The following is a 16,257-nucleotide window of genomic DNA, read 5'->3' as shown; positions in this document are numbered from 1 at the left end:
TAAACCCCCAAAAGTAAACCATCTTTTAACTTTTGAAAAGGGATCGCATGCCTTGAATAGAAAAGTAAATTTATTCGCTAATAGACATACCAATCTTGGATAGCAAGAACCTAATAAAGTAGGTGCACCTAAGAAAAGAGTTCCTAACATAATCAATAAATCACATATTATGGTGTTCATAACTAATCTTTGTTTGAATAGATGCTTTAAATATTTTTGTATTCATCACAGAAAAAAGACCTCGCAGGAGGCGATATAAGGCATTTCTTGCTATGCTAAGATATAAAATAAATTCTAAAGTTTGATTGTATTTAAGAAATTTAGTTAATGTATGTCTAGAATAGACTGGCTAATATCTTATAGTCTGATCATTAGCAATATAAAGATAGAAACTGGAAGATATACCAGATGTAATAATTTTATTGGCTTAGGTGCTTTCTTTTGTTCAAATAACGTGCCTATCACTACTGTATGGATATATGCCATAATGTGAAAAATAACTCCACTCACTATCCAAAAAGTAGTCCAAGTAGGACTCATATTAAAAAAGCTAATTTGAAATAAAAATGAGCCATTTATATCACTTAGCGAAATTAATGCTGCTAAGTCGAATGCGAAACAACCCAAATAAACGTGATGCAAGAACAAACTCCAGTGAGATAGAGTCTTTTTCCATCCTTTAAAAGGTAAAAATACATCACTTAGTACTGGACCGTATTTGGTTATGGAATCAACTACACCAGCCAAAAAAGCTACTCCAATTGTTATTATGAAAGGCGATAAGAATTCAATGATCATTTTATTGCATAAAATATAGACTTTAACTTTATTTAAGTGATGGTGTTCTATTGAAAATATGTTTGTTGAGGGACTTTAGTCCCATAGGTCGTTACAACACGATTTTTCAAGCCGCTCCTATCTCCAGCGCTTTCTCCCGTTATCCTTACCCTCCTCACCCCACCAAAAACCTCTCAAAATAGGGGTTAGGTTTGATTATTAGGTTTGATGAGATCAGTATTTGCTAAAATGGGATTTTATAGAATCCATATCATAAATTGATTTTCGTGGATTTCCTGTAATTTCCTCATATAACTTTGAGAAGCCGATAGCGTCTGAATTATTTATTCTTTTTAGTAAATATTTTAAGTCATACCCTTTTCTGGCTAGTTTAATCTTGCCCTCCTTCTCTAAATTGATCAGAAATATGTTTGAACGTCTGCTATATGCAGCACCCTCTAAATTATAGAATAAAGAATCCCCATATCTTTTTTTTAAAAAAATAACAATGTCACTTCTTGATAGCTTCCCCTCATCACGATTATTAAGATCAGGTTTCAATTCATTCTCTCTTTCAAATTTGCATCCTGTATTTTCGTAAAGTTTTATCTCTTGACCCGATATAAGCCCACTTAAATCGTACATGCAAGGAAATTGCTTGCATGCTATTGGTCTTTTTTCATAAATATTGCATTTATTATTGGAAAGAAAAGGACAATCTTGTCCATCTAATGTGTACTTGTGTACAATTGTTCTTTCGCTCTTCAAATCGAAGGAAACCTGAACAGGAACTATTTTTCTCGTTGAATTTATTTTTTTTAACTCCTGTAAAAAATCATCAATTTCCCAATCAAAAAAAGGAAGATATATATCACTTAGGTTAATAATAAACGAATTCATAATAAACGGATTCCGTTCAGCAGATTTTCCAATTTTTTTATCCATAGATGCATCGAAAGAAAATTCTGACAACACTCACCGCAACGGAGACACTTAAATGTTTTTACTTCATCCAGATTATACATTCTGATTATATTTGTACTTCAATAGATTATAATCTTTTTTAAAGATAAGGCTGAAACTATAGGGTATGAAAAAGCATTTTAAGCACGAATATCTTATTATATAAAACAGTGGAGAAGCAAAGTGGCATTACAAAGGAGAGAATAAAATGAAATGCCCTCATTGTTTAGTAGAAATTCATGCAGATGAACATTGGACATATCTTGGAAAAGATAGTGAAGGTCATTGGGGTATTAAACACTATTTGTGTCCAAACCCTGATTGTAAGAAGGGAATATTTTATTTGGTGATAGGTAGCGCAAGATTAGATTCTTCGGATCGTTTTTTAAGATTCAATGAAATACATAAGAGTTTTTTAGTTTATCCTAAAGGGTCAAATCGTCCTCCAGTTCCTCCTCAAGTCCCCGAAAAAATAGCAGAGGACTACGTGGAAGCATGCATAGTATTATCTGATAGCCCTAAAGCAAGCGCAGCCTTAAGTCGCCGTTGTCTTCAAAACTTATTAAGAGAAGTAGCTAATGTTAAACCCGGAAATCTTGCGGATGAAATACAAGAAGTAATAGATAGTAAAAGTCTTCCATCGTACCTAACCGAGGATTTAGATAGAGTCCGATTAATCGGCAATTTCTCAGCCCACCCAACCAAAAGCAAGCAAAGCGGGGAAATTATTCCTGTTGAGCCCCAAGAGGCAGAATGGAATTTAGATGTGCTAGAAGGTCTATTCGACTTTTATTTCGTTCAACCAGAAATTATGAAGCAAAAGAGGGTGGCATTAGATAAAAAATTAGAGGATGCTGGTAAAAAAGGGAATTAAGTAAAATGTTTTCACGCCCACCTATCTCCAGCGCTTTCCGCCCCGTTATGGCTCGCTACAATTTTCTACCAATTCAATCAACCCAAATCTTGGTCGTCGGCGCCGTCTCTCTTTTGTGCTTGTTCTCTTCGACGCGTTGGATGAATTTTTCTATAGCCTCCCTCGAAATATTCAGCTCCTCTTCGATTTCTACATAGCTCTTCCCTTCATCGATCCATTTTTTCAAAATGGCATCGACCAACTCGTATGAACACCCAAACTCTTCCTCGTCCGTCTGACCGACCCAAAGGCCTGCTGACGGTGCTTTACGGATAATTTGCTCGGGAACCCCTAGATACATAGCAAGTGCTCGGACCTGCATTTTGTACAGCTCTCCAAGGGGAAGTATGTCCACACCTGCATCACCGTACTTGGTGGTATAGCCTAAAAGGATTTCAGTCCTGTTGCCAGTCCCAATCACGAGGCGATTTAGCAGATTGGCATAATAATAGAGGATGCACATCCTTATGCGCGCTTTAAGGTTGCCATGACACACCCTTTCATTAGGATCGTAATTTGGGAGAGCGGATTCAAGGATGTCCATTATCTCGGAAATTTCAATGACCTTATGCTCTATGCCGAGCTTTTTTGCTATTCGCAGAGCGTCTTCGACATCCTCTTCCCTGGTTATGCCCTTTTCCGGGAGCAGGATGCCTAAAACGTTTTCATTGCCAAGCGCTTGGGCAGAAAGAAAGGCTGTGACGCTGGAATCTATGCCTCCACTGAGCCCTAATATTGCACCTTTGGCATTTGCATTTTCTACGCTGGTTCGGATAAACTCGGTAATCTTCTCCACTATCTCCTTAAGATCGATACCCATTGTTGTCATATACCTTCCAGCACCTTTCTGAGTTTATCTCCGGCTTCCTTGGCTTTACCCTGCTCGTTTTGAAAGATGAATAAGGGCACGCCCGTGATGACAGAGCATGCAGCTGCATACATTCGATTGAGGCGCTGCTGCTCAGTGATGGGCTCCTCCCTTTTTCTGATGCACTCGTCCTTTATTCTTCTAGCGGTTATGCCTTCCTCACTGGATTCCACCACGACGAGTAGGTCCAAAGGCAGTTTTTTGAGCACATGATGTGGCAAACCAGGATAATAGCCTTGGGGCTTGAGAACACTGCAATGAGTATCCAATATGATGTTCATATCCTTTGACTTGGAGGATATCTTCTCGGCAGCCAACTCCTGTATAACTTTATAACGCTCAAGAGGCATTTGCGTCCTCATCGCATCCCTATGTTCTACCAGCCCGGCCTCCTTAGCAGCATCAAACATGTAGTCTCCGAAGTTTATTATCTCGTATTTTTCTTTGATGCCTTCGAGCGCAAATTGCACCACAGTGGATTTTCCTACGCCGGGCACTCCTGTTATTGCAACCAGTTTTCCCATTCTTATCCCTCGGAATAAACTTTTAAACTTTTGAATATATTTTGATCCGATCCAAAGTCCCAATCCAATTAACATCAAAGCAGCCCCACTGGATAGGATCACTTTGAAATCAATAGATCGATCTTTGGCTTCATCATTTCTTAATTAATTAGAGTTCAAATCAATATAATATATCTTGTGATGGAAAAAATATTTTATGACGGAAAAGGTTAAAAAGACGGAAAAGGTTAAAAAGGATGTGATATATGTAAAAGAAAGCATCATACCTATTACTGCTTTGATGGTGGTGGTTTGCTAATAGTATTTGACATGGATAACACCCTCGTCGATGTTGAAATAATCGATGAGCTTGCTAAAGCTGCTGGTGTGGGTGAAAAGGTTGCCGAAATCACCAGAAAGGCTATGCAGGGCGAAGTTGATTTTGGAACAGCCCTTATAGAGAGAGTGCAACTTCTCAAGAATTTACCTGAAAAAGACGTCATAAAAATAGCAGATAGCATACCTATCATGAAAGGTGCCGAGCGGTTAATCAAAGAAGCAAAATCCATGGGATACAAGACAGCGATGATATCTGGAAGTTTTACGATTTTTGCGCAAAAGGTCGGAGAAAAACTCGGCATAGATCATGTCGTTGCTAATGAGCTGGTAATAAAAGATGGCATTGTAACCGGGGAGGTAACAGGGCCCTTGATGAAACAAGAGTCCAAAGAATCTGTGCTCGCAGAAATCGTAAAATCAGAGGGATTAGAGTTTAAGGATTGCGTGGTCGTGGGAGACGGAGCAAATGACATACACATGTTTAAGAATGCCGGGCTCTCGATAGCATTTGGCCATAATCCAGTATTACGCGATATTGCAGATGTGGTGATAACTCAGAAGGACCAAGAAATGATAATCCCCTTGCTAACTAAGCCAAGACAGGACATGCTAGAAGAACTACAAGAAAAGATGGAAAAACTGAAAAGCGAATCAGAAAGACTCAAAGAAAAGCGAAACAAACTTAACCAGACTGCATCTGAGCTATCGATGAAAAGGGATGAGCTTAACCAGAAAGCAAGAGAGCTCGTGATCGCTGCCCAAGCCTACAAAAAAGAAAGGGATGAATATAACGAGAAGGTGAGTGAGCATAAAGCAAAGCGAGACGAGCTAAACGAAAAAGCGAACAAAGTCTATGCTCGATTGGATAAACTGCGCAAAAAGAGTAATGCAAAGGGGTCATCTATCGAGGAACTCAAGCGAGAAATCGATAAGTTGGAATTTAAACAACAGACGGAAGTACTGAGCATCAGCAAAGAGCGTCAATTGGTTGAGCGGATTTCCTCCCTACAGGAAAAATATCTGAAGAGAAAGGCTCAGTTGGAGCAGGATATAGAGCTCAAAGCACTTTTGGAGGAGGCACAAAATCTCTGGAACCAAGCCTCAGAATATCATGAGAAGGTCACTGAGTACGCAAATTTGGCGCAAGATAGGCACGAAAAAATGATTGCTGCATTCAGAGAGGCTGACCAAATGAGGACTGATGCAGATGCCATCCATAAGGATTTCGTAAATGCGCAAGAAAATGCCGATGAGATGCATAATGGATTCATAAAGACACAAAAGGAGATTCGTGACTTTGATAAGCTAATAGGCAGCTTAAAGAGAAAGAGTCAAAAAGATAAAGAGGATAAAAAGAGGCGTGATACCCAGAAAAAAGCCGAAGAGATATATGATCAATTCAAAAAAGGTGAAAAATTAAATACAGAAGACCTGCTTTTGCTTCAGCGATCGAAGCTGCTTTAGATGCTTACTTTACTTAATCAATTAATTTTTGAAATTCCTGATCTCAATAGAGTGGTGTAATAAACGGCGCCAATGATAAATGAGACGCCGATGGCTTCGTTATGCTCTCTTTCTTTACGCCCACTAATACACTGCTAACTCATTAAGAATGTCCGTTTTTGAAATGATTCCTATCGCCTCTTCCCCCTCAGTTACCATCAGAAGCCCTACCTTATGCTTATCTAAGACCTTGATCGCTTCATAGAGTGGTCGGTTACCATCGATCGAGATGGGGGACGTGGCCATTACATCCCTGACTTTAGACTTTATCTTTCCTTCTGCTAAGGCCCTTCCGATATCCCTGAACGTAACGACTCCAATAGCTTTCTCATTCTCCTTCACCGGAGCGCCATGGATGTTTCGTTCAGTCAATATAAGCGCTGCTTCCTGCAAAGTTGCATTGGCCTCAACATAGAGAATTTCTTTGGACATGTACTCTTTGATAGGCTTTTTTGGCAGTGAGACCATCTCGTTTATATTGCACAATACCACGTTATCGGTATCATCCCGCCCATACACCTCACCCCTGATGATCAAATTATTCACTGGCGTTGGTCCTACCTGGAGTTTATCCCCCATGTGGAAATCATGTGTATCCCCAAGAACCTTTACAGCGGCACGACATAAAATAGGATGTCTTAGGGAAATAAAATCAATATTTGAGACCGTTGCACCTTCGATCAAGATGCCGTTTCGATAGATGCAAACTATCGCCTCCTTATCCAATTTATCAAGATTAATGGCTTCGTAAGCATTTCCAGTCGGCTTGTATCCACCCTTCGGTCCCGGAATACCCTCCACCAATTCAAGTGCTTTCATTGATTGCATCTGATTTCGAACTGTACCAGGACTGCGACCGATAACTTTAGCTATATCCTCGCCTTTAATCACTTCATTTTTCTTTCTGGATAGGTTTATCAAAGCAGTAATAATTTGTTTTTGAACTGGCGTAAGTTCCATGGTGATGCCAAATTATAATGATTAATAGAGGCATATATACTTAATCGATGGATATATTTAATTGATCGGGTTTGAGGATAGAGTCAATGCTCGGGCCAAGGAATGAACCTCTGGCGAATCCTGCCTTCATCCTATATTTGCAAAAAATATCCGATCATAAACCCCATTATGGTGCCAGTATTTAAGAAAGGCAAGCCAGCTTGTGGTTTCTCCCCCCATGAGAGACCTATCAAAGCTGCAAAGCCCACCAGCGATCCGATAATGGCGCCTAGTGCCGGAAGATTAACGAACCGTGTGGAGATAATGAAAGCCTTAGCAGATACCACCAAGATCGTAGGCACTACGACGTCGCCCAACCCCATGAAATAGGCGTTTTTTTCATCTTTCGGGGTTTGATCTAAAAACGAATAATCCCATCTCTTGGGAATGATGAATAAAATTGGAGTCCGAAGATCTAATATGCCCTCAGCAAGCAGGACCATATGTTTTGTCTGATATACTGCGATGGCATCATATACAGCCAGCGCGATCAACAAGATCAACGTAGGTAGGATCGCAAGCGAGATGCCAAACAGAGCTGCAGCCCCAGCCCCTATCAATACACCAGTGATGTCGATGATGTACCACTCCGGATATTTATATAGCAGGAGGGTGAGCGCTGTCGTCAGCATAATTGAGCCGATAAAAGAGGTGGTTGGCGGTGCGATCATAGACAGCATCACAAAAAATACAAGATATAATGTGAATGCCACAACTACCAAGATGATGAGATGAATAACCCATTTTAGGTCTAGTCTTATTATCAAGAGCATAAAAAGCGTGAAGGCTAGGATCATGCCCATGTACCATATCGGATTCAAAACAGATTGTGGATCTTCAAAAGCTTGCATATGTTGGGCGTTCAGCGGATCAACCAGCAACAGTGCAATGACCTGCACGGCTAAAAGGAAAACACACATGCTGCCCAGCAGTAAATGGTCCTTGATTCTTTTCAAGCTGTTACCCCATTATTATTAAATACCTTGGAGAATATGATAGCATGGTCAAAGTTAAACTTTACCGAATGGGGTGGAAAAGATGGAGTCAAGAGACCTAATATTTTCAATTGTGATGGTGGCGTCTGCATTCGTGCTCACTTTTAGATGGATAGCTCAGTATGGCATGGGCGATGCAGTAGTTATATTATCTGCAATGGTCTTGGTCGGAGCGTTAGCTGCGATGATACTGAGTGTGAACGTCAGGCTGAAATCGATAGAAGACCAGATAAATTCCAAAGAAAGATCACTACGAGTTAACGTCCAAAGCGTTGAGGAGGGGGTAGAGCGCCGGTTAAACATGATAGTCAACAGAGTCAATGAGACAATGGAAGAGCTCTCAAGGCGAGCATACCGGTAATTGTCCCCTTTTTCCAATTATTTTTATCTGAAGTGTCAATTAATTTACCTGTCAAAGATAGTGTTAGCTTGCACATAGCATAGTTGATTAATTTAATATCAAACCCATAGCTACTAACAACTGTATCTCCTATTAATTATGCATGCCTAAGTAAGTCTACCAATAGGTCGAGAGAGAAATATGGGAGCAGATCTCAGGGATATCATCGAAAAAAAGGAAATCGAACTAAAGGAGTTGTTCGGGAAAACCATAGCCATAGATGCCTACAACACCTTGTACCAATTTCTTAGCATCATCCGCCAACCAGATGGGACTCCGCTGATGGACTCGCAGGGGAACATTACCTCGCATCTCTCTGGACTCCTGTATAGAACCACAAACTTGATCGAGTCTGGCATCAAACCCGTCTTTGTTTTTGATGGAAAACCACCAGAATTCAAAGCTCAAACGATCAGGGAAAGGGCAGAAATAAGAGACGTGGCTGAAAGACGGTGGATCACGGCAAGGACTCTCGGCGAGGAGGATGCGTTCAAATATGCCCAAGCATCTTCAAAATTGGATTCTCAAATAGTCGGAGATGCCAAAACTATTCTGGGTTATATGGGAATTCCATGTGTCCAAGCCCCATCCGAGGGAGAGGCACAAGCCGCATTCATGGCAATCAACGGTGATGCAGATGCAGTCAGTTCTCAGGATTATGATGCGTTGTTGTTTGGTGCACCAAAGCTGGTCAGAAATTTGACGATCACCGGGCGCAGGAAATTACCGGGAAAAAACATATACATCGATGTAAAGCCAGAAATGCTCGAGTTAAACTCAATATTGGATACGCTGAATATTACATCCAAGCAGTTGATAGATATCGCCATACTCATAGGCACAGATTACAACGATGGGATCAAAGGCATAGGACCGAAGACGGCATTAAGATTGATTCAAAAACATGGAGCGATCGAAGGAGCGCTTGCAGAGTTAAATGAGAGCGTTGAGAGTTTTGACACTATTCGGGAATCTTTTCTCTATCCAGAGATAACCGCTACATACGAAATAGATTGGGAAAAACCCAAAGAAGCGCTTATCATAAAATTCCTCTGCGATCAACATGATTTCTCTGAAGAGCGAGTTGAAAAAGTATTAGAGCGCTTGATTGAAGCGTCCGCTCAAAAGCAGAAGACATTGGACCAGTGGAGCCGTAAATAAATGTAAAGTAAACGGCGGGAATTGACCCTCGAAGTACTTTTCGATGAATCGTTTTTCATTCTTTGGGTCTCTTTCCTACGTATCTCCCGTCATACCTTACCGCTAAGGTATTTATTCGAGTCCTTCCCTGATTATCAACTCAGGTTATAAACGACCCTCGTCGCCCGTAAGCGATGATTTTGGTTTCATCGTAGGCTTCATCCCGCCAATAATCATCATAGTTTGCTGATATTAAAAATTTTTTGGTACACATTCTGGTATGTATTTTGGTAACAAATTTTAAGTACAGCCCGTGCATTTATATATCTGGGGATGACCACGAGGCGTAGGCAGATTGCATTAATAACCGAAGATTTTCTGGTTCATCGATCCATCGTGGCAGAGCTGAAAGCACGTAACTTGAACTTTATAACACTCTCCCCCAAGGACCCGATACCCTTTAGCGTCAGAGCGGTCATCACAACAGAAGATGAGCGCGATGAGATAGATTTTGATGTTGATAAGATCGTAATTGCCAAAAAACCCTCTGCGACCATAGATAGGGCCCAACTGTTACTGGAGAGACATAAATACGAAAAAATCATAATCGGCATCGATCCGGGCAAATATTCCGGCATCGCTGTAATCGGGGATGGCATGGTCATATCTGTGCATCAAGTATCATTTGGTAGAGTCGAAAAGATAGTACGTGAAATTTTAAATGAAAAATCAACCCAAGATGCAGTTATAAGGATCGGACATGGGGTTCGCCTTTTGAGCACGCAGATAATAAATACGCTTCTTACGTTAGGAGTGTCCATAGAACTTGTAGACGAAAGTTTTACCACCCCCATTTTGGGAAAGGGAGTTAGAAATCAGATTTCTGATATAGTGGCAGCAATCAACATAGCCCACCTGGAGGGCATTCCAATAGACAAAAAACAAATTGAACCTTCCAGAAAGGAAATCCAGCTTGTCCAAGAGTGGAGTCGGGAGCGATCCAATGGCAGGTCCACTATTTCCCGGAGATTGGCCCGGCAGGTCGCCAAGGGAGAGCTAACCCTGGATGAAGCGATAGCACTGAACTAGACCTTAAACCCATATTTTCCGATGAGTGGAACAAATACCACTCCTCCGCTATCCTTTTTGATAATTCCGTTTCTTTTCTCAACCAAGTAGAGATTTTGAATATGTCTTCCAATGGGGATCACCATCTTTCCACCGGATTTTAGCTGGCCTATCAGAGGGGGAGGTATGTCCGGAGCCGCACATGCCACGCTGATTCGGTCATAGGGCGCATGGTCCGGGAGACCTAAAGTGCCATCTCCTACAAAAACAGTAACGTTTGAATAGCCTGCAATCTGGAGGTTTTCAATCGCAGAATTAACCAGCGAAGATAGTCGATCAACAGTATAAATATGTCCTTCTCCAACCAACTCAGCCATAACAGCGGCATGGTAACCACAACCAGCACCTATTTCCAGTATGCTCATCCCACTTTGTATATCCAATAGATCGCACATCATTGCGACCATGTGCGGCGCTGAGATGGTCTGGTTTTCACCTATTGGAAGGGGGTGGTCAGCATAGGCTTTTTCCCTGTAGATTGAGGGGACGAACAGGTGGCGTGGGACTTTTTTCATCGCATCCAACACCCTTTCGCTTATCCCATAAAACCTAAGCCCTTCCACTAGCCTTGTCCTTTCAGTCTCGAATCCCGTTGACATTGATATGATAATAAATAAGAGCGGAGAATACAAATAGTTAGTTGTGGCTACAGAGATCATTCACGCACGTGGGCATCCGAATATCCTAGCAAGACATAAAACCACTTTTGAGATCACCAAGGATGATGAGATATCTGAGCGTGCGGATTGCATCATAGCCGTATCAGCAGATAAGGGCGCAATGGATCTTTCAGCTCAATTTAAACGGCTCGCGAGGCTGCCAGATACACGGATAATAGCGGACCTCAGTTCGGAAGGGTTGCATGAGCGGATAATTGGGCGTGGACATCCGAATTTGACGTTTTCGCACGAAAAGGACCTAGTCGGAAGAATAGGGTCATACACCTGCGGTAGAACGCTGATGATTCATGCAGATAAGGCTGCACTTCACCTTGGCCAAGGTTTTGTAAAAAAGATAAAAGCGAGAGACGTTGAGATCATTATCAAGTTAATCGCGGAGCCTATACAACACGAATTCTAGGATGATCATTGAGGCAACCATACAAACCGCTAACATGGAAACCAGCATTTCCCAACTAGGTCCACCGGTTGTACCATATATGGCATACGCATATCGGATGCTACCCACTATCGATACGATGACAAATGTGGATGAGAATCCAATAACACCCCCGCCAATTAGGGACTTAAGTTGATGTGCGCCTCTGCTATTGAAAAACGCGGAGCCCATAATGAAGGAGATCGCTCCGATCATCAACACAAAGGCTGGGTGAATGGGACTCTTTTCAGACTCAAACATATATATGATTCCAAATGCGATTCCAAGCATGACCAGTGCCATGGCAACGGATATTGCCAGTGTCACGACAAAATAGTTGTCCCGAATTTGCTTCAGCAGTGTACCGCCGAGTTTATCAGTCCGGATTTACCTCCCTCCCTCAAATTATGTATGTCGTTATGGTTTATAAATTAAGTTATCTTATCTAATCTTATCAATACAATATAGATAAATAAATCTGTACCGTATAATCGATCCTATAAAGATTCTGCAGAGTGTCAGGGTAATCACCCATAATAAAGGGATAACGTGTACAGTAGAAGGAGTTTTATTAAAAGCGCATTTGCTGCTGGAGCATTAGTTACTACGGGATATGTGGCATTTCTGAAATATTTTAAAGAACCACCTGTTCCAACTCCTGCTCCTACGCCTGTTCCTACTTCAACTCCTGCTCCTACGCCAGCAGAAACATTAGAATCAAAGATAAATAGAGACCTGTTATCCTATGTTCCTGAAATCAAAAACCATGATGAGAGAGTAATAAATGCGGCTGTATTGCAGATAAGGGATGACATATACCTTAATAATCTGGATACAATTGAAGTGAAGATAGGAGAGACTACATACAATGCATGGGATTACATTAAAGGAGCTATTGGTTTTGTTCTTCCCGGGCTGGAGAATGTGGAGTTAAATGACAAATTAAAATACTACAGCGATATGGATTTGAGGCAGATTTTACTGCCTGCAAACCTCAGAACAATTGACATAAAAAGCATTTTGGATGGCAATCGTAAAATAGAGTATAATCTCGAGGGATTGGGTTATGGATTAAAGAACGTTACGTCTGAATCTCCCGATAAAAAGTCGCCTCAGGAAGTGTTGGGAGAAAGAGTAAGGAATTTTTATAGCGATAAAGAGTCCAAAGATTATGAAGAAGCTAAATACTTTTCCAAGGGTGCAGCTCCAGGTTGGAAAAATAGCACTGCTGCTTTTTTAGAGGTAAGAGATAGTATGTTTGATAATGGAGAAGATGCACCATTGTTTGTCATTGGGTGGTCTGGATACATAGTTGGCGAACAAAACTCTTCTCAATTTTCTTCACTTGTTAGCAGGTCAATGGAAGTGCCCCTAGCATCTTATTATAGTAGTGCAGATTATCCCTCAGGAAGGACCATTCACGGCAACCCATTGACTCATAGCGAACCTTTGGTATCTTATAAAAAGAGATTAACTGGTGTTTGGATGTTTAAAGAACCATTTTTAGCGGATTATATAGGTGGATTAAACGAACCGAATATAACTTTATCAACACCATACGGACTTTACGATCTTCTTACTCTTTCAACACCAGATGGATTTTACAATTCTTTTACCTTTAAGCCAATTAATCCTAACTAGTGCAAAGATATTTTTTATTATATATCTGGTTAGTGCATTGCCCGGTGCCTCTATTACTTACAGGCAAAGTAGTATCTTGGTCACAACAGAAGTTATTTTCACAATCTGAGTTAGTATAACATGGACCACAAATAGAACAGGTATAGGTATTGGGTCCCTCTGGCTTATTAGTTGGATTATTACATCTAGCATATCTATTAGGGTAAATTCCTAGTGGAGGTCCACAAGTTATACCAGCATCAATACAATGTGTATTTGTCAAACACTCCACGCACTGTTTTGTATTAGTGTTGCATATTGGCTTGGTTGGGCTGTTGCAGTCTGCGTTACTAGTGCATCCTCCGCAGCTTGTATCATATGTTATCTTGCAGTTGGAATTGCACCTGTAGTTAGATGCTGTGGAGCATTCTTCTGGCTTTATTTCATCGCATTCCGGGTCAGCGTGATTTACTGGCCAGAATGGCATCTCGGCATCTGTGCCAATCAGAGCAGGATCGATATTTGTCCATGATTCACATGTCTGCTCGCATTTAGGAGTACTGCATTTTTCTCCTACTTCAGAGCAGCCAGAGCATACGCTCATATTGCATCCTAACGGAGCGCATTCCTGGGTTTGTATAGTATAGTCACAAACAAGATTCCATTTGCGATACCAATGAATATAACTATAGGTGCATTGCTCTTCTCCTACACGTGAACACGCTGAAAATAGCGCTAACCACACCCTACACAAAGGCATCTAACCCTTGACAATCGAAAGTGCATCACTCGTGCCTATTCGTGTAGCACCGGCTTTGACAAGAGCAATGGCATCCTCGTATGTGCGGATTCCACCAGATGCCTTAACACCCTTTCCGAATGCATCTCGCATTAGCTTGACATCGCTGACGGTCGCTTTGCCAGAAAAACCAGTGGAAGTTTTCACGAAATCTGCACCTGCCTCTTTTGCAAGCTTACATGCATGCACCTTCTCCTCATCTGTCAAAAGCCCTGCCTCGATGATCACTTTGACGACAGAGCCTCCGGCAGAGTTCACGACTGCCCTTATATCCTTTTTAACTACCTCATAATCGCCGGATTTCAATGCGCCGATGTTCATCACCACGTCCACCTCTTGCGCTCCGTTTTTGATAGCGTTTTTCACTTCGAATACCTTGGTCTCAGTGGTACTCGCCCCAAGCGGAAACCCTATGACGGTGCACACCTTGATGTTCATCCTCTCCAGCATTTTCGCAGCCAAGGAGACATGAATGGGATTGACACAAACAGATGCAAAATTGTGCTCGATGGCCTCAGCGCAAATTCTCTTTATGTCCTTAGCGGTCGCATCTGGCTTTAGAAGGGTGTGGTCGATCATACTTGCCAGCTGCTCTCTCGTGATCTTCATCTCATCACCATTGAGTCGCCATTGAAAGAAGATATTTTACCTTACAGCTGTGCTCGATCATGGATGTTAGAACGTATGCTTCTTCTAAGGATTTCCCTGCTGTGAAAGTGCCATGCCCCCTTACTATAACGCCCTTGTAATCCCGAAGCACACTGGATACGTTATCGGCAAGTTTTTTTGAACCTGCCTTGCCCTCGACTATAGGTATCTCACGGAGGTGGTACAAACCTTCACAGTCCACGGGTATTATCTTATCTTGGCTCAAAATCAACGACTCGACCACCGCATATACGGGATGTGCATGGATTACGGCAAGTGCGGATGTTCCTCTGTATATCTCCCTGTGAACCTTCGCTTCCATCGAAGCTACCCTACTTTTTGATTCTTCAAGATCGACCTCGACAACACTGTTCTTAGAGAGCCCATCCAGCATTGCACCTCTTTTGGTTATGAGCATCTTGTTGTCGATCCTAACACTGATGTTGCCAAAGTGAGATCTCACTAAACCGTCTTCTGCAAGCTTCTTTCCGAACTTCACCATCTCTTTTAACATTTATCTCTGGGGCTCAATAATCACCTTAAGGGATTCCTTAGCCTCTGCCACAAGCTTAAAGCCCTTCGATGTGTCTTTCAAGCCGAATTTATGCGTTATCATATCCTTAACATTGACGGAGCCTATCAATTCGAGAGCTGTTTGAAGGTCTTTAGGTCCTGCGCCATAGGATGTCATCAGGGTTATTTCATCGCGCCAAAGCTCGTTCATGGGAATGGGGACGTCAACACCAGGCACTGCAAAAAACAATACAGTGCCGCCCTTGTCTACTGACCGAATTGCCTGCAAAGCAGCTGGAAGTGCCCCGGTGCATATTATAACACGATCTACCGGCCTTCCTTCATTCATCTTACGCACTTCAACCGGCACATTTTCCTTGGCGTGTAGGGTCGCATCTGCTCCGAATTTTTTTGCCGCCCTGAGACGATAGTCAATCACATCCGTAGCGATGACTCGAGCTGCACCAAGTGCTTTAGCCAACTGTATGTGCAGCAATCCAGAAACACCGCTGCCCATGACCAACACGCTCAATCCTGCTTTCATATTTGCCAGTCTCAATCCTCGCGCAACACAAGCCAACGGCTCGATGAAAGTCCCTTCATCAAAGGACATCCCTTCAGGAAGCAAAAATACACCCCTGTCAACATTTATTTGCGGCACCCGGATAAACTCTGCAAAACCACCGGGATCATAGTTCGTCTGGTGCAGAGTTTCACAAGCAGTTTGATGGTCGCTGAGACAATAACGACATGTGTTGCAAGGAACATGATGAGAAACGAAGACCCTATCACCTTTTTTGTATTTTTTTACATCCTTTCCCATCTCAACGATCTCCCCCGTAATCTCATGACCGAGCACCAGAGGGGCTTTTCTAATGCGGTACCATTCCATTACGTCACTGCCACATATGCCACTTGCAATCACCTTTACCAATATCTCGCTGGAGCCGATTTGTGGGATAGGCATCTCCTCTAAGCGAACATCATCGTTACTATAATACATTGCGATGCGCATCAACAGCTTTAATGGTTTCTGGATTAAAGGATTTTT

At 41.9% G+C, this 16,257-nt stretch carries 19 protein-coding genes; 7 read left to right on the top strand and 12 right to left on the bottom strand.

What is annotated here, in order from left to right:
• Positions 1–357 precede the first annotated feature (357 nt).
• A complete protein-coding gene (locus PHI74_04940; protein MDD5485348.1) occupies positions 358–798 on the bottom strand; it encodes a hypothetical protein in 441 nt (146 codons plus the stop codon).
• Positions 799–1,011: 213 nt separating this feature from the next.
• Entirely contained in the window at positions 1,012–1,749 is a 738-nt protein-coding gene (locus PHI74_04935) for a YkgJ family cysteine cluster protein (protein ID MDD5485347.1), read from the bottom strand.
• 199 nt (positions 1,750–1,948) lie between these two features.
• Between PHI74_04935 and PHI74_04930 the strand changes: the two genes are divergently transcribed.
• On the top strand, positions 1,949–2,614 hold the full coding sequence (locus PHI74_04930) for a DUF4145 domain-containing protein (GenBank protein ID MDD5485346.1): 666 nt from the start codon (positions 1,949–1,951) through the stop codon (positions 2,612–2,614).
• Positions 2,615–2,687: 73 nt separating this feature from the next.
• Here the strand turns inward: PHI74_04930 and PHI74_04925 are convergent, their stop codons facing one another.
• Both PHI74_04925 and PHI74_04920 read right to left on the bottom strand, forming a co-directional pair.
• Positions 2,688–3,482 carry an NAD+ synthase gene (locus tag PHI74_04925; GenBank protein MDD5485345.1) on the bottom strand — a complete coding sequence of 265 codons (795 nt, stop codon included), beginning with the start codon at positions 3,480–3,482 and terminating at the stop codon, positions 2,688–2,690.
• On the bottom strand, positions 3,479–4,045 hold the full coding sequence (locus tag PHI74_04920; GenBank protein ID MDD5485344.1) for an adenylate kinase: 567 nt from the start codon (positions 4,043–4,045) through the stop codon (positions 3,479–3,481). Before PHI74_04920 ends, PHI74_04925 begins: the two co-directional genes overlap by 4 nt.
• A 291-nt stretch (positions 4,046–4,336) precedes the next feature.
• Here PHI74_04920 and serB point away from each other — a divergent pair, with 291 nt between their 5' ends.
• Positions 4,337–5,827 (top strand): phosphoserine phosphatase SerB, encoded by a 1,491-nt coding sequence (gene serB / locus PHI74_04915; protein ID MDD5485343.1) that lies wholly within the window; start codon positions 4,337–4,339, stop codon positions 5,825–5,827.
• Positions 5,828–5,950: 123 nt separating this feature from the next.
• Here serB and PHI74_04910 read toward each other — a convergent pair whose 3' ends face one another.
• Together PHI74_04910 and PHI74_04905 are read right to left on the bottom strand one after the other, a co-directional pair.
• Entirely contained in the window at positions 5,951–6,826 is an 876-nt protein-coding gene (locus PHI74_04910; GenBank protein ID MDD5485342.1) for a CBS domain-containing protein, read from the bottom strand.
• Between the two features lie 131 nt (positions 6,827–6,957).
• Positions 6,958–7,821 carry a presenilin family intramembrane aspartyl protease gene (locus tag PHI74_04905; protein ID MDD5485341.1) on the bottom strand — a complete coding sequence of 288 codons (864 nt, stop codon included), beginning with the start codon at positions 7,819–7,821 and terminating at the stop codon, positions 6,958–6,960.
• 82 nt (positions 7,822–7,903) lie between these two features.
• Here PHI74_04905 and PHI74_04900 point away from each other — a divergent pair, with 82 nt between their 5' ends.
• The 3 genes from PHI74_04900 to PHI74_04890 all read left to right on the top strand — a co-directional run bounded on the left by PHI74_04900 (position 7,904) and on the right by PHI74_04890 (position 10,489).
• Positions 7,904–8,221, top strand: coding sequence for a hypothetical protein (locus PHI74_04900; protein ID MDD5485340.1), 318 nt, complete (start codon positions 7,904–7,906; stop codon positions 8,219–8,221).
• Between the two features lie 180 nt (positions 8,222–8,401).
• Complete coding sequence (fen, locus tag PHI74_04895) at positions 8,402–9,421, top strand: flap endonuclease-1 (GenBank protein ID MDD5485339.1); 1,020 nt, start codon at positions 8,402–8,404, stop codon at positions 9,419–9,421.
• A 312-nt stretch (positions 9,422–9,733) separates the two neighbouring features.
• Complete coding sequence (locus PHI74_04890; GenBank protein MDD5485338.1) at positions 9,734–10,489, top strand: hypothetical protein; 756 nt, start codon at positions 9,734–9,736, stop codon at positions 10,487–10,489.
• Here PHI74_04890 and PHI74_04885 read toward each other — a convergent pair.
• Positions 10,486–11,127 (bottom strand): protein-L-isoaspartate O-methyltransferase, encoded by a 642-nt coding sequence (locus PHI74_04885; protein ID MDD5485337.1) that lies wholly within the window; start codon positions 11,125–11,127, stop codon positions 10,486–10,488. The genes PHI74_04890 and PHI74_04885 overlap by 4 nt on opposite strands.
• Before the next feature lie 43 nt (positions 11,128–11,170).
• On the opposite strand from PHI74_04885, the gene PHI74_04880 reads away from it, so the two are divergent.
• Positions 11,171–11,608, top strand: coding sequence for a DUF371 domain-containing protein (locus PHI74_04880; GenBank protein ID MDD5485336.1), 438 nt, complete (start codon positions 11,171–11,173; stop codon positions 11,606–11,608).
• Here the strand turns inward: PHI74_04880 and PHI74_04875 are convergent.
• Positions 11,576–11,953 (bottom strand): hypothetical protein, encoded by a 378-nt coding sequence (locus tag PHI74_04875; protein MDD5485335.1) that lies wholly within the window; start codon positions 11,951–11,953, stop codon positions 11,576–11,578. The genes PHI74_04880 and PHI74_04875 overlap by 33 nt on opposite strands.
• Before the next feature lie 222 nt (positions 11,954–12,175).
• On the opposite strand from PHI74_04875, the gene PHI74_04870 reads away from it, so the two are divergent.
• Positions 12,176–13,267 (top strand): hypothetical protein, encoded by a 1,092-nt coding sequence (locus tag PHI74_04870; protein ID MDD5485334.1) that lies wholly within the window; start codon positions 12,176–12,178, stop codon positions 13,265–13,267.
• Here PHI74_04870 and PHI74_04865 read toward each other — a convergent pair.
• From PHI74_04865 to PHI74_04850, 4 genes are all read right to left on the bottom strand, one after another.
• The gene (locus tag PHI74_04865; GenBank protein ID MDD5485333.1) at positions 13,260–13,850 is read right to left on the bottom strand and encodes a hypothetical protein; all 591 of its coding nucleotides are present in this window, start codon (positions 13,848–13,850) and stop codon (positions 13,260–13,262) included. The two genes, PHI74_04870 and PHI74_04865, sit on opposite strands and share 8 nt — an antisense overlap.
• Before the next feature lie 156 nt (positions 13,851–14,006).
• Entirely contained in the window at positions 14,007–14,654 is a 648-nt protein-coding gene (deoC, locus tag PHI74_04860; GenBank protein MDD5485332.1) for a deoxyribose-phosphate aldolase, read from the bottom strand.
• 4 nt (positions 14,655–14,658) lie between these two features.
• On the bottom strand, positions 14,659–15,195 hold the full coding sequence (locus PHI74_04855) for an aldolase (protein ID MDD5485331.1): 537 nt from the start codon (positions 15,193–15,195) through the stop codon (positions 14,659–14,661).
• 12 nt (positions 15,196–15,207) lie between these two features.
• Positions 15,208–16,221, bottom strand: a complete 1,014-nt coding sequence (locus tag PHI74_04850) for an alcohol dehydrogenase catalytic domain-containing protein (protein MDD5485330.1) — start codon at positions 16,219–16,221, stop codon at positions 15,208–15,210.
• Between the last annotated feature and the right edge of the window lie 36 nt (positions 16,222–16,257).

Source organism: Methanocellales archaeon (assembly GCA_028715985.1).
Classification (GTDB): Archaea; Halobacteriota; UBA148; order UBA148; family UBA148; genus UBA148.
Note: the sequence above shows the minus strand (reverse complement) of the source record. Positions and strands in the feature narration are given on the sequence as shown.

Bases quoted from the DNA above. Each gene is read 5' to 3' on its own strand.
- PHI74_04940 (MDD5485348.1), bottom strand. From the start codon at position 798: ATGATCATTGAATTCTTATCGCCTTTCATAATAACAATTGGAGTAGCT.
- PHI74_04930 (MDD5485346.1), top strand. From the start codon at position 1,949: ATGAAATGCCCTCATTGTTTAGTAGAAATTCATGCAGATGAACATTGG.
- PHI74_04925 (MDD5485345.1), bottom strand. From the start codon at position 3,482: ATGACAACAATGGGTATCGATCTTAAGGAGATAGTGGAGAAGATTACC.
- PHI74_04920 (MDD5485344.1), bottom strand. From the start codon at position 4,045: ATGGGAAAACTGGTTGCAATAACAGGAGTGCCCGGCGTAGGAAAATCC.
- PHI74_04910 (MDD5485342.1), bottom strand. From the start codon at position 6,826: ATGGAACTTACGCCAGTTCAAAAACAAATTATTACTGCTTTGATAAAC.
- PHI74_04900 (MDD5485340.1), top strand. From the start codon at position 7,904: ATGGAGTCAAGAGACCTAATATTTTCAATTGTGATGGTGGCGTCTGCA.
- fen (MDD5485339.1), top strand. From the start codon at position 8,402: ATGGGAGCAGATCTCAGGGATATCATCGAAAAAAAGGAAATCGAACTA.
- PHI74_04890 (MDD5485338.1), top strand. From the start codon at position 9,734: ATGACCACGAGGCGTAGGCAGATTGCATTAATAACCGAAGATTTTCTG.
- PHI74_04885 (MDD5485337.1), bottom strand. From the start codon at position 11,127: ATGTCAACGGGATTCGAGACTGAAAGGACAAGGCTAGTGGAAGGGCTT.
- PHI74_04865 (MDD5485333.1), bottom strand. From the start codon at position 13,850: ATGAGCGTATGCTCTGGCTGCTCTGAAGTAGGAGAAAAATGCAGTACT.
- deoC (MDD5485332.1), bottom strand. From the start codon at position 14,654: ATGAAGATCACGAGAGAGCAGCTGGCAAGTATGATCGACCACACCCTT.
- PHI74_04855 (MDD5485331.1), bottom strand. From the start codon at position 15,195: ATGGTGAAGTTCGGAAAGAAGCTTGCAGAAGACGGTTTAGTGAGATCT.
- PHI74_04850 (MDD5485330.1), bottom strand. From the start codon at position 16,221: ATGCGCATCGCAATGTATTATAGTAACGATGATGTTCGCTTAGAGGAG.